General features: G+C 41.1%; 11 protein-coding genes and 2 pseudogenes. 1 reads left to right on the forward strand and 12 read right to left on the reverse strand.

The genetic code is table 11. The features are described from left to right. Window positions 1-5 precede the first annotated feature (5 nt). The 12 genes and pseudogenes from ACUZ8J_RS14280 to rfaH all read right to left on the reverse strand — a co-directional run bounded on the left by ACUZ8J_RS14280 (window position 6) and on the right by rfaH (window position 11,495). Window positions 6-794 (reverse strand): glycosyltransferase, encoded by a 789-nt coding sequence (locus ACUZ8J_RS14280; protein WP_446694199.1) that lies wholly within the window; start codon window positions 792-794, stop codon window positions 6-8. A 10-nt stretch (window positions 795-804) separates the two neighbouring features. Next, window positions 805-1,911 (reverse strand): DegT/DnrJ/EryC1/StrS family aminotransferase, encoded by a 1,107-nt coding sequence (locus tag ACUZ8J_RS14285; RefSeq protein WP_446694200.1) that lies wholly within the window; start codon window positions 1,909-1,911, stop codon window positions 805-807. Between the two features lie 16 nt (window positions 1,912-1,927). Continuing rightward, window positions 1,928-2,122 (reverse strand): annotated as a pseudogene (locus ACUZ8J_RS14290) (DapH/DapD/GlmU-related protein); the annotation flags it as partial. Window positions 2,123-2,143: 21 nt separating this feature from the next. Continuing rightward, window positions 2,144-2,431 (reverse strand): annotated as a pseudogene (locus ACUZ8J_RS14295) (hypothetical protein); the annotation flags it as partial. Beyond that, the gene (locus ACUZ8J_RS14300; RefSeq protein ID WP_446694201.1) at window positions 2,352-2,771 is read right to left on the reverse strand and encodes a sugar 3,4-ketoisomerase; all 420 of its coding nucleotides are present in this window, start codon (window positions 2,769-2,771) and stop codon (window positions 2,352-2,354) included. The pseudogene ACUZ8J_RS14295 and the gene ACUZ8J_RS14300, both read right to left, overlap by 80 nt. Then, window positions 2,761-3,318, reverse strand: coding sequence for a dTDP-4-dehydrorhamnose 3,5-epimerase (gene rfbC, locus ACUZ8J_RS14305; RefSeq protein ID WP_446694202.1), 558 nt, complete (start codon window positions 3,316-3,318; stop codon window positions 2,761-2,763). The genes ACUZ8J_RS14300 and rfbC overlap by 11 nt, the downstream gene beginning before the upstream one ends. A 135-nt stretch (window positions 3,319-3,453) precedes the next feature. Further along, a complete protein-coding gene (rfbD, locus tag ACUZ8J_RS14310) occupies window positions 3,454-4,329 on the reverse strand; it encodes a dTDP-4-dehydrorhamnose reductase (RefSeq protein WP_446694203.1) in 876 nt (291 codons plus the stop codon). After that, window positions 4,326-5,195, reverse strand: a complete 870-nt coding sequence (rfbA, locus tag ACUZ8J_RS14315) for a glucose-1-phosphate thymidylyltransferase RfbA (protein WP_446694204.1) — start codon at window positions 5,193-5,195, stop codon at window positions 4,326-4,328. Before rfbA ends, rfbD begins: the two co-directional genes overlap by 4 nt. 74 nt (window positions 5,196-5,269) lie before the next feature. Beyond that, entirely contained in the window at window positions 5,270-6,349 is a 1,080-nt protein-coding gene (gene rfbB / locus ACUZ8J_RS14320; protein ID WP_446694205.1) for a dTDP-glucose 4,6-dehydratase, read from the reverse strand. Between the two features lie 76 nt (window positions 6,350-6,425). Then, the gene (locus ACUZ8J_RS14325; protein WP_446694206.1) at window positions 6,426-7,415 is read right to left on the reverse strand and encodes a Wzz/FepE/Etk N-terminal domain-containing protein; all 990 of its coding nucleotides are present in this window, start codon (window positions 7,413-7,415) and stop codon (window positions 6,426-6,428) included. A 94-nt stretch (window positions 7,416-7,509) separates the two neighbouring features. Beyond that, a complete protein-coding gene (locus ACUZ8J_RS14330; protein WP_446694207.1) occupies window positions 7,510-10,251 on the reverse strand; it encodes an SLBB domain-containing protein in 2,742 nt (913 codons plus the stop codon). A 743-nt stretch (window positions 10,252-10,994) separates the two neighbouring features. Next, on the reverse strand, window positions 10,995-11,495 hold the full coding sequence (gene rfaH / locus ACUZ8J_RS14335; protein ID WP_446694208.1) for a transcription/translation regulatory transformer protein RfaH: 501 nt from the start codon (window positions 11,493-11,495) through the stop codon (window positions 10,995-10,997). A 474-nt stretch (window positions 11,496-11,969) separates the two neighbouring features. On the opposite strand from rfaH, the gene ACUZ8J_RS14340 reads away from it, so the two are divergent. After that, window positions 11,970-13,439, forward strand: coding sequence for a peptide MFS transporter (locus ACUZ8J_RS14340; RefSeq protein WP_023267157.1), 1,470 nt, complete (start codon window positions 11,970-11,972; stop codon window positions 13,437-13,439). The last annotated feature ends 4 nt before the right edge of the window (window positions 13,440-13,443 follow it).

The raw sequence follows: 13,443 nt of genomic DNA on the forward strand, positions 1-13,443 counted from the left end.
CTATACTATTTCCTAAATAGAGCAATCATTATTCTTTTTAACTTCCTTAAACTTAAATTTAGTCTAAGAATTCTAAAAATATATACATAACTACCTGTAAACAAATACTCTCTATACATCAATGAACATTCATTTGCATAATTGTTAAGACCATTATTTTGTGCCGTCATTTGCGTAGAGGAAACACGATAATGTAATAGGATATCTTTTAAAGCGTGAAATTTGTAGTTTTTATCCCTCAAACACCTTAAATGGTATTCATAATCCTCTGCCCAGTCAGACCATAAATATCCTTTACGAGCTAAGAAATCTTCTCTTCTGAACATGATAGAAGGATGTACTATTGGATTAAATTTTGGCAAAATTTTACGTATCTCATCATTAGAGAAATATATTTGACAAGACTCAGTAATAATATGTCCATTTTCATCAATACGGTTGAAATTCGTAGAGCAAAGGTTAACATCTGGATGTTGCTCTAAGAAATCAACTTGCTTCTTTAGTCTATCGGGTAAACTTATATCATCGGCATCCATTCGCGCAATATATTTCCCTCTAGCTATGTTAACACCATAATTTAGGTTAAAAACCAATTGCCCCAAACATGTTCGATATAATTTAATTCGCTCATCATTTTCTTGCTCAGAGAGCAAATAATTCCAAAGAGAGTCAGTGCAATTATTTGCGACGATAACGAATTCAAAGTCACTAAATGATTGTTCTAAGATACTTCTGATAGCAAACGGGAGATAATCATCAATTTTATTGACGGCCAAAACAACGCTTAACATCATAACAAATTGCTCATAATGGATTAAAGTTATTTAGCGTTAAAATAACAGTGTCGACTTCATCAGCTGATAACACACCACTAATTGGAATGCTAATAACCTCCATCTGTAAACATTCGGTAATTGGTAGAATTTTATTACTAAGATTTAGGTAACATTTTTGCTTATGCGGTGCAATAGGGTAATGAATTACATAATCAATATTATTATTCGTTAAATAACGACTAAGTTCTTCTCTAAATTCAGTTCGAATAACAAATAAATGAAAAGAATGATTATTTGTTAAATCCCAAGTAGGTAGTTTCAGGTATTTATTCGATATATTACTCAAGTATTTCTTTGCGACTAAACGTCTTTTATTAGTTTCGTCATCAAGATAGCAAAGCTTAACTCTTAACATTGCAGCCTGAATTTCATCTAATCGACTATTTATGCCTTTATAGGTATTCTCATATTTTTTATGGGACCCATAATTACGTAGTGCTTTAAGGGTTTTCGCCAGTTCATCGTCATTGGTAGTAATTGCACCAGCATCCCCTAGTGCGCCTAAGTTTTTACCAGGATAAAAACTAAAACCAGCTGCATCCCCCCAACTACCTGCACGTTTGCCTCCAATTTCAGCACCATGCGATTGAGCACAATCCTCCAATACTAAAAGACCATACTCTTTTGCTATATCCATAATATCTAACATAGGGGATATCAAACCATAGAGGTGGACTGGTAATATTAATTTTGTCTTTGGGCTTATAGCTTTTCGTACGATTTCTGCGTCTAAATTGTATGTTAAGGGATTAGGATCAACCAAAACAGGTACTAAATCATTTTCAGTAATAGCTAATACAGATGCAACATAGGTATTAGCTTGAACAATAACCTCATCACCAGCCTTGAGTTTACCTAATTCCTTCCATGCTCGAATAGTAAGAATTAACGCATCTAAACCATTAGCAACACCTATTGCATGTTTAGTACCGCAATACTCAGCAAATTCAGTTTCAAATTGGAAAAGCTCATTGCCCATAATGTACCAGCCAGAATCAATCACCCGCGCGCAGGCATCTTTTAGTTCTTGCTGGTACTGGCTGTTGATGGCTTTTAAATCAAGGAAGTTAATCATTTTACATCTCTATAAATTTAATGATTTTGGCTGGGTTACCCACAACCACAGCGTAAGCAGGTACATCTTTAGTCACGACGCTACCCGCCCCTACCATGGCGTGTTTACCAATGGTAACGCCAGGCAATAAAGTGGCATTGGCTCCAATAGATGCGTGTTCTTCGATGGTGATCCTAGAAAACGCGTCAGGATAAACTTTGGAGCGTGGCATTTTATCATTTGTAAATGTGGCACATGGGCCAATGAAGACGTTATTACCAATGGTAGTGCCGTCCCAGATATAGACGCCAGATTTAACTGTTACGTTATCTCCTAGCACTACATCATTTTCAATCAAAGTATGTGCACAAATATTACAGTCACTGCCAATTTTTGCATCTTTAAGGACTACGGCAAACTGCCAGACCTTAGTACCCTTACCAATTTGGGTGGATTGCACATCACTTAGCCGATGAATGAACATAATTACTTGCAGCCTTAATAAATTCTGAATAATCGCGAATATAGTCAGACTCATCATATAACTGGTCAGCTAGGACCATTAGCACACAATCATATGAAAAGTCATACATTTCCCGCCACATAAACGATTCAATTAATAAACCTTGGGCGGGATTATCCAATAAAACATCGACACGTTCTTGTCCATCATCCAATACAAAACGGCAAGAACCTCGCACAGCTATCGCAACTTGCTTAAGTGTTTTATGAGCATGAAAACCACGACCAACACCTTCTTTAGTATTAAAGAGGTAGTAAACCCGTTTAACCGTAAAAGGAATATTTTGCCCCTCTTCTAAAGCAATCAACGAGCCACGTTCATCACCGTGAGCCTGAAGGGGTATAAGCTTAATTTTCATGTTCTAAAGCCTGTTTAAATTGTGAAAATAGTTGCGCTTTCTGATCCTTTTCTGATAACTGCACTTCAAATGTTGGCCATAGAATATTTAACTCCAGATCGTTCCAAGCAATTGCACCTTCACTTTCACGATGATAATAATCAGTAGTTTTATATAAAAACTCTGCAGTATCGCTCAAGGTCACAAATCCATGGGCAAACCCTTCCGGGATCCACAACTGGCGTTTATTTTCTGCTGACAGATGCACACCGACCCATTGTCCAAAGAAGGGAGAACTTTGACGAATATCTACAGCCACATCGAATACCTCACCTACCACGCAGCGCACTAATTTAGCTTGAGCATTGGGAGCAAGTTGATAATGCAAACCGCGCAAAACACCTTTATTGGATTTAGAGTGATTATCCTGCACAAAATTAACTGGGTAGCCAACAGCAGCTTCAAACTGCTTTTGATTAAAACTTTCAAAGAAAAAACCGCGTTCATCGCCAAAGACTTTTGGCTCAATGATTTTTACGGCTGGTATTTTGGTGTCAATGATCTTCATTTCTGAAACCGTTAATGGTGAGTGGTTAATTGACAGTGGTTAGTAGTTAGTTATGAGCGGTTAATGGTGAGTTGTTAGTTTTTGACTAACTCGCCGTTTATCACAAATAACCAATAGCTACTTACGAATAACTGCCTATAAATAACCTTTCAAATTATTTAAAGCCGCTTGCCAATCACTAGGCTTAATGCAAAAAACTTGATCTATCATACGACAATCCAGTTTAGAATTAGCCGGACGTTTAGCTGGAGTAGGATATTGTTCTGAAGTAATGCCATTAACCAATATGTCTTTATTAAGCACATCTTGCTCTTTTGCTTTGGCGAAAATCTCCATGGCAAATTGATGCCAGCTAACATGTGGCAGGCCAGCAAAATGATAAATCCCATAGTTGGTATTGCCCATGTGCAACGCTTTAGCCATTAGGATAAGCGCATTGGCAATATCACCGGCATAGGTAGGGCCGCCAAATTGGTCTGCTACCACACCGAGTTCATCACGAGTTTGGGCTAATCGCAGCATGGTTTTAACGAAGTTATTGCCGGTTTCACAAAACACCCAAGCAGTACGCAAAATGATATGGCGTGGGCAAGCAGCGGCAACAGCAAGTTCGCCCGCCAGTTTAGTTTGACCATATATCCCTTGAGGAGCAACAGCATCGGTTTCTACATACTCACCAACCTTATCGCCTGCAAATACATAGTCTGTTGAGATATGCAACATTATTGCACCAACACAGTTAGCCGCTTGGGCTAAAAATTGTGGACCATCGCGGTTAATTGCATATGAAAGTTCGACCTCAAGTTCTGCCTTATCTACAGCGGTATGCGCTGCGGCATTAATAATAGTATCCGGCTTAAATTCATTAACCAGCTTGTTTACTGCATCAAGGTCAGTAATATCCAGCTGATCGCGATCTACCGCTAAAAACTCAATCTCAGGCATCTGGTTTAAGATTTTTACTAGGCAGCTACCTACTTGGCCATTACTTCCAGTAATAAGGATTTTCATTTTTTATCCGCCAGATGTGCCAAATACTGCCCATAGTCATTCTTCAGCATGGGTTTCGCGAGTTCTTTAAGTTGCGCAGCAGTTAACCAGCCATTGCGATAGGCTATCTCTTCTAAACACGCCACCTTTAATCCTTGTACATGCTCAATTGTTTGCACAAATGAGGATGCTTCATGCAGGCTCTCGTGGGTTCCAGTGTCAAGCCATGCAAAACCACGACCTAGCAGCTCGACATTTAACTCACCTGCATTTAGATACATCTCATTGAGAGTAGTTATTTCCAGCTCGCCACGATGAGATGGCTTTACTTGTTTTGCCCATTCAACGACTTTGCTATCGTAAAAATAAAGTCCGGTAACAGCATAATTTGACTTAGGCCTTGTCGGTTTTTCCTCAATAGAAATCGCCTTCATTTCAGCATCGAATTCAACAACACCAAAACGTTCGGGATCTTTCACTTGATAACCAAAAACAGTAGCGCCTGCGGGACGGCTAGCCGCATTTTTAAGTGTCTTGGAAAATGATTGACCATAAAAAATATTGTCACCAAGCACTAAGCAAACATTCGAATCGCCGATAAATTCTTCACCGATGATAAAAGCCTGCGCTAAACCATCGGGACTGGGTTGTACCGCATATTGCAAGCGGATCCCAAAATCTGAACCATCACCCAATAGACGTTTAAAGCTATCGTTATCTTCTGGGGTAGTAATAATCAATATATCCCGAATACCAGCTAACATAAGCGTGGATAAAGGATAGTAAATCATAGGCTTATCATAAATTGGTAATAGTTGTTTAGATACTCCACGAGTTAATGGGTATAAACGCGTACCTGAACCGCCGGCTAAAATAATTCCTTTCATTAAAAATTAAGCTCCTAGATAAAGATGCCCTAGGTATATAGAAATAAGGGCGCTAAAACAGAATCGTAAAGGGATTAGATACCTAAGCGCTCACGCTGATAAGTGCCATCTTGAACATGCTGGCACCATTCTTGGTTAGCTAAGTACCATTCAACCGTTTTGCGTAGGCCTGTTTCAAATGTTTCTTGTGGCTGCCAATCAAGCTCAGCACTCATTTTGCTTGCATCGATAGCATAACGGCGATCATGGCCGGGTCTATCAGTGACATAGGTAATTTGTTCAGCGTAAGGTGTGGCTTTAGGTACTAATGAATCTAAGATGCTACAGATGGTTTGCACCACTTCTAAGTTTTGCTTTTCGTTATGCCCGCCAATATTGTAGGTTTCACCAATTTTGCCCTCTGTAACCACTTTGTATAACGCTCGAGCATGATCTTCAACATACAGCCAATCACGGATTTGCTCGCCTTTACCGTAAATGGGCAATGGCTTGCCTTCAAGTGCATTAAGGATGACCAGAGGAATTAACTTTTCTGGAAAATGATATGGGCCATAGTTATTGGAACAATTAGTCACAATCGTCGGTAAACCATAGGTACGTAGCCATGCACGTACTAGATGGTCGCTCGAAGCTTTAGAAGCAGAATAAGGGCTGCTGGGCGCATAAGGTGTGCTTTCGGTAAATAAAGGCAGTTTTTGCTTTACAATTTTGCAATCTTGCTCATCCGGATGTGGCAAATCACCATACACTTCATCGGTTGAAATATGGTGAAAACGGAAAGCTGATTGACGCTCAGCATCAAGTTGCATCCAATAATGGCGGGAGGCTTCAAGTAAAGTGTAAGTGCCAACAATATTAGTTTGAATAAAATCTGCAGGCCCGGTAATTGAGCGATCAACATGAGATTCTGCCGCCAAATGCATAACGGCATCGGGTTGATACTTAGCAAATACTCTATCTAATTCAACTCGGTCACAAATGTCTACTTGCTCAAATGCGTAACGCTCGCTTGCCGCCACGCTCACCAAGGATTCTAAATTGCCTGCATAGGTCAGTTTATCAAGGTTAATTACGCTATCGTGAGTGTTGCTGATGATATGACGAACGACTGCTGAGCCAATAAAACCGGCGCCGCCAGTTACAAGGATTTTCACAACAAAAGACCTCGAAAAAATTAAAATAATTCGCTTATTTAAGTAAGAAGGATAATAGTGCGCTCCCGCACAATTTCTAAATTCTGGATTCTAGGTTATCTTCTTTTCTTACAAAATGTCTTACCAATACGAGCATCATACCCAACATGCCACCAAGTATGGTGCCTAATACACAAATTAATGCACGTTTTGGCTTAGCCTTTTCTTCAGGCGCTAATGCGGGGTCAATGGTTTTGAAAACGTATTCATCACGCACTTCGGCAAACATAATGGTTTTTGCTTGTTCTTCAATCAACTTATAAAGAACGGTTTTGATATCTGCGACATTGGTTAAAGCGATTTGTTTATTTAAAAACTCAGTACTGCGTTGTGCTTCAGTGACATCACGCTCCTTCATCACTTTATTGATATCTTGAATTAACCAAGTCACCCATTGCTGAGCGACTGTCGGGGATAAATGCTCAACTGATAAAGTCACCATGCCAGTATCTTTGGCTTTATTAACTGCAATCATTTTGCTAAAGGCTTTATAGGCCTCTTGCATTGATGGCTCAGGTTTAAATGGCGCCTTCACTTCGCGCACCCAAGTATTGGTTTGCTCGTCGTATAGCTCAGGATCATAGATAATTTTATCTGCATCCCTATCCCATTTTTCTGCAGCCATTAAGTCGGCAAGAATATTGTGCTTTTGAATAAACTCGCTGGTAAATTGGCGAGACTTTAATACCTCAATTGCCAATTCGGTTTTATCTGTACCGCCTTTGCTACCCAGATTCACGCCCGCAAGGCTAGCTAAACCGCCAAATTGAGATGCTAACGCACTTAAACCACCGCCTTGTTCCTCAGATGCAGGCGCAAGCAGGGCTTCAGATTTGTAGATATTTGGTTGCTTTATGGCAAAGACGACCGCACCTATGGCAAATACAGCGGTAACAGCCAAAATAATCCATTTACCGCGCCAGATGACAGAAAACAGTTCGCGAAGATCGATTTCGTCGTCTTGCACTTGAGGGAATCTGGCATCGGATTGGTATGTGTTTGGATTTTGAGTAATTTGTGTGTTCATTGGTTCTTCAGATTCTAGGTTATATGCCCTAGGTACTGAACCTAGGGCGAGCTATGAGTAAATTTGAGGCCGAGTGCCTTTCTAGCTCATATTTCTACAGCCCAGAGATGGCTGATATAGCGACTGCAGTGTTATAGATAATGCCTGTCACTTGCGACCAGAGCGTCAGGTTATCTTTATATTCAGTGTCTAGTGGAACAATCACAGTATCACCAGGTTGCAATTGCTCTCCACCGCTGAACCAGCTTGAACGTGATGGGATTAGTACTGAACCATTAGCTTGAATAACATAGGTTCTTCCCTCATCAGCACGTTCTCTCGCACCACCAGACATGGCTAGATACTGGTCTATCGTTAAACCTTCTTTAAACCTATGGGTTGCAGGATGTTGGACTTCGCCCATTACTGCAATCGTTTGCTTAGTTGAAGGGACATATAAAATGTCGGCATCTTCTAACTGCAAATCTGCCTGAGTAATACCAAGTGAAATAGCAGGTAAATCGACAACTAAACGACCAACCGCTTTAATGTTTTCAAGGTCAGTTAGCATTAACTGTGCATCGGCATAATTAACTACCGTACCATCCTTCGAAATCCCACGCGTGGCAATATCACGACGGAGTTGGTCAGCCAGCTTTTTGATTTCAATCTGCTCTTGTTGGCGCACAGACTCACGTACAAATACTGCCGAAGGTAATGCTGCATATTCGGTAAAGCCACCCACACGGGTGATTAAATCACTTAAGGTTTCACCACGACGAATATTGTAACGACCAGGGAATTTAACCTCGCCTCTGACCTCAACCACTTTGGTCTCTTGCCAATCTGGTGTGGTCATCACAGTGAGAATATCTCTACCAGATAATAATAAATTGGCACTTTGGTTATTTTGCAGTGCTAAAGCAAGGTCAATATTTTTATGCTCAGTTTTAGAGCCAGAATTATCAACTACAGTTGATGTTAATTCTGCTCTAGTTGTGTAGGCACCTTCTTTCAAGCCACCCGCAGCAACAACTAAATCATTGACTCTTGCACCTGCGGTTAGCGGATAAAGCCCAGGTAAACGTACCTGACCATCAATTCCAACAACCTGTATCCCTGCCCCTGCTCGGCCTTGATTATTCAGCTTAACCATAACAGGGTAGAGTAATTCTTGACGTGCCATTTGATTACTGAGTTTGAGTAACTCTGTATCATCAAATAAGTTAGCCAACATTTTGTTGACGACACCTTTGACCACAGCGACATCTTCTGACTCAGTTTTATCAGTAACAACCACCCCTGCTAACTGCGTGCGTTGGGTTAATCTGCTCTTATCAAGCTGGACAAATCCTGCTTTAAATAAATCGGAACTAATTAATGTGTTTGTATTTAAGGAAGTTACCTTCTCAACGCGCTGTTTAACTAACTTATTCAGCTCGAAACGGTTTTGCACATCATCAGAAAAATTAAACACGATGACTTTATCACGGGCTTTTAGCTCAATATCTTGGTCACTGTTTTTATTGCTAATCGCTTTGCCCGGTGAAAACTGATGAACCTCAATATCGCCGTACTGGTTAACCTCACGAACCACTAAGGCATAATCTAAATCAGCTGAGATGGCTAAATCGCCCCAAATTGAGGGAAAAATATCACTGATTTTTTGCCCAGCAAACCATTGATATTTACCAGGTCGAACAACTGCGCCAACAACTGTCACTGCACTTTCAAATTGCTCTGAGGCATTTTTAACACGAATAACATCGCCCGCTTTCGCCAAGGTCATTTTGCCCTGTTCACTTGTGAGGTCGACATTAATAACGGTCTTTAAAGATTTACTGTTGTAACGCTCTACTGAACTGCTTTTGGGATACGCGCCAGGATTTAAACCTGCAGCCATTGCAATCACATCGGCCATGGTTTCGTTGTGTTTTAACTCATAAATGGCTGGGCGTCTGACTTCGCCAGAAACGCTTACAAGACCACCAATAGAAGGAATAAATACAACATCTCCTGAATGTAAGCGCAGGTCGCCTGATGCATCACCTTTTAACAGCAGATCATATAAATCTAATGTACCTACAAGTTTGCCATTACGTTTTAATTGCACATTACGCAGCGAGCCGATTTCGTTAACCCCTCCAGCCACAAATAACGCTTGGGTAATAGTTGATAAGCTAGAAACGGTGTATGAACCAGGTTTGTAAGCATCACCCGCTACAAAAATACGAATTGAGCGCAATTCCCCCATGGTGATATTGGACTCAATACCAATCATTTGTTGTTGAATACGTTGTGACAGCGTTTCTCTTAACTCAGAGAATGTCAAACCATTCACAGGAATAGGTCCTAATTCAGGGAATTGAATGACTCCTTCGCGATTAATCACTAGGTCGTATTCTTTATTTTCTTTCCCGTAAAGCTGTACTTTAATGTTATCGCCAGGGCCAACAAGATATTCTCCCGGTACTGGCACATCAGAAACTGGTGCAAAGGTGCTTGGCTCACCCGCGAACATTTCATAACCAAAGCGGCGCAATTTTAGGTTCGAAGAGTCCACGGAAAAATCTAATTCCGCTTTTTCTTTCTTATCATTTGCCGTATTAATGCGCTCAGGCTGCATTTCACGTTCGGAAACGACTTGTGGATTGGCTATCTGAGGTTGCGATTGGCCACCAGACAGCATGTTAGGGTCAATACCATATTGCCTGGCTAAACGCTGTTGCTCGGCTTTTGGTAATTGTTTGAATTGCTCAATCATCTGCGGAGAGGGAGTTAACGCTTGCGCCTGAGTGCCCATCAATACAGTGGCACTTAACCCCACTATGATGAATTTTTTGATTTGTTGTAACACCAGATATCTCCGATTGGGTTAAAGATGGAAAACATTAAAGCGGAGCTGACTACGCTCCTTCTAGATTCTAGGCCCTAGGTTCTAGGTGATAGAGCAGTGCTCTTTGCTGCGCTCTAGTGAACGAAGGCAGTCCTAGTGCTAGCAGGCCTTCGGACTTGCCACTGCTGCGCGTGGCGGGCGAGACACCCTTCGGCATCCGCTAAAAGACAGAAATTGTTCTGTCTTATGCCTTTCAGGCACGCTACCGCCCATAGATTGCGGCCCCTATATTGCCCTTCGCATAGCGAATATTTATATTTTTCAAAACCTTAAATCAAAATATCAGTTAGCAATCACTTCTACTGATTATGTAAAGGCACGACCTTCACACGCTAAGAACAGTATTAAAGTAATGACCTCATACTTGCAGCAAGCTTAAACCTCGTACTGCAACTGCATAAAATCAAGTAAAACTTTAGTTGCAGTTTACATTTATCGTGACTTAGGACTTGATACGCATTGTAAAGCTCAGCAATCACGTCATCTGTATAAAAAACACGCACGCAATTTATATTTGATTTTTAATGGTGCAAATTTAGTTATTTTCAATAACGATGTAGCCATGACAAAAATAAGCCACTAAATATATTAACATTTTTATTTCAAGTTCAATTGCTACCAAACTAACAAAAAACAACCTATAGCAAATGTCTTACAAGACTCTAAGTAAAAATCTTACTCTGCAAAGTGAAACACTTCACGAATTACACCCGTTCAACCGAATGTTCAGGTACGGATAAGGTATTGATCTGTCCCATAATATTAAATAAAACGTGGCAACGTTTGTTAGCGCATTTCTCTTGGAAAATGCCTTCTAAATCTACAAACGGACCATCTTTAAAGCGAATTTTTTCCCCGGTTTTTAGCTCTAATTCATTGTCTAAAACTGATAGGGATGGGGTTAATTCTTTCATGCGAATGGCGTGAATGATGCGGTCGTCGATTGGTGTCATTTTTTCTTGGCAATTGACGATACGACTCACACCACGGGTAGAGTGGACCTGCTTAACACTTGTCTGGCTTGGATTGAAATTGATAAACAAATAGTTTGGAAACAGAGGCACACGGCAGATCCGCTTCTGACCGCGTTGAGATTTTTCTTCAGAGACCATGGGTAAGTATGTCTCTAAATTTTGAAGTGCTAAGTTCTGTTGTGCCCTCGCTTCACTTCGGGGCTTACAGTACAAAAGGTACCATGCCTTCATTTATATAATCTCACTACCCTATGTTGAGTGACGTCCATTCACGGCTCGCAATCATAGCAAAGTAGTTAAGACCGATGGAAGCAGTTTTTTAGTCCCCAAAGCATTGCCGCTCGGTATCTAAACAGCAGTCAGATATATTAGAAAAATCAATATTAATCGGTGTTGGCGGCAAGTTGCAGATAATCTCACCAGTTAGCAAGCCAAAATTGACTTTAGTTACTTTTAAAGGGTATATAAGGTGGGATTTTAGCGAAAATATCCCATTTATCGCTCAAATTATTACTTTTATTATAAGAACGTAACAATAACTCATACGTAAACCTCAGCGATTCAACAATTTAGTTTGGCTTTTAGGGGCAAGTTAAATCAGGAATTGACTGTTGAGAAATGAGAAGAGCAACAACTATTTTCTGTAGTGACATCATCCTGCTTCAGGGGCGCTACAGGCAATCACGAGCTTAAGGTGGAAACTTCATGAGCGTAGCAAAACCACAAGGGACAATGCTTGGCCATCCCAAAGGTCTGTTCCTTCTGTTTACAACAGAACTCTGGGAACGTTTTAGTTATTATGCAATGCGTGCCATTTTGGTGCTGTATTTGGTGGATAAAGTACAAAGCGAAGGTGGACACGGTTTAGGTTGGACGCAAGCCGATGCCATTTCGTTATACGGGACCTTCACTGGACTTGTTTACTTGACACCATTACTTGGTGGTTGGTTAGCCGACACCTTTCTGGGCCAACGTCGCGCCATTATGATTGGCGGTACTTTAATGGCGGCTGGTCAATTTATTTTAGGTACGCCCCATGCTTGGGTGCCTGGTATGGAAACTGAAGTTTTCTATGTTGGCTTAGGCACGTTAATCTTAGGTAATGGCCTGTTCAAACCGAATATTTCTACCATGGTGGGCGACCTGTACGAAGAAGGAGACCACCGCCGTGACGGTGCATTCACCATTTTCTACATGGGGATCAACGTTGGTGCTTTCCTCTCTGGTATTATCGTAGGTTCTGTGGTTGCCGCTTATGATGGCAATTTCCAAGCAGGCTTTATCTGTGCCGGTATTGGTATGATCCTGTCATTGATCATCCAACTTGTGTTTGCGCAAAAGTTACTCGGTGATATAGGTAGAACTCCCGCAGCTAAGCTTGAAAAGCAAAAAGCGGCAGAAAAAGGTGAAGTTCGTAAAGAGCCACTCACTAAAGTTGAACGTGACCGCATTAAAGTCATCATGGTAATGGGCCTATTTACCATCATTTTCTGGGCTGGCTTTGAGCAAGCTGGCGGCCTGATGAACCTGTTCACTAACGACTTTACCGACCGTATGATCGGCACCTGGGAAGTTCCAACCACTTGGTTCCAATCATTAAACGCGATGTTTATCGTGATTTTTGCCCCTGTTGTAGCCTCAATTTGGGTACGTTTAGGTAAGAATGAACCTAATTCGCCTGTTAAGTTTGCTTTGGGCTTAGTGCTGTTAGCCGTTGGCTTCTTATTTATGATCGGCGCCGTTGTTGAGATGGGTGGTGATGCCTCCGCAAAATCAAGCATGTGGTGGTTAGTGGGTGCTTATTTCTTCCATACCATGGGTGAACTGTGCTTATCACCTATTGGTTTATCTATGGTCACTAAGTTAGCTCCACTTCGTATTGCTTCGTTAATGATGGGTTCTTGGTTCCTATTTGTGGCCGCAGCAAACAAAATTGGTGGTGTGGTGGGTTCCTTTATTGGTCATGGCGGTGAAAAAGAAGAACAGCTTGCCAATGCAATGGCTATTTTCTCGGGTATTGCTATTACCGCGGCACTTTCTGGCGTGATCTTATACTTTATGGCTGATAAGTTAGTCGATTGGATGCACGGTGCGGAAAGCAAGCATCACAATGAAGCTGAAGCGCTGGAAGATGAAATCGCTGTCACTGCTGAACACGAGGCAATTAAGCGTTAATCTT

The organism is Shewanella sp. Koi 1, assembly GCF_052907445.1.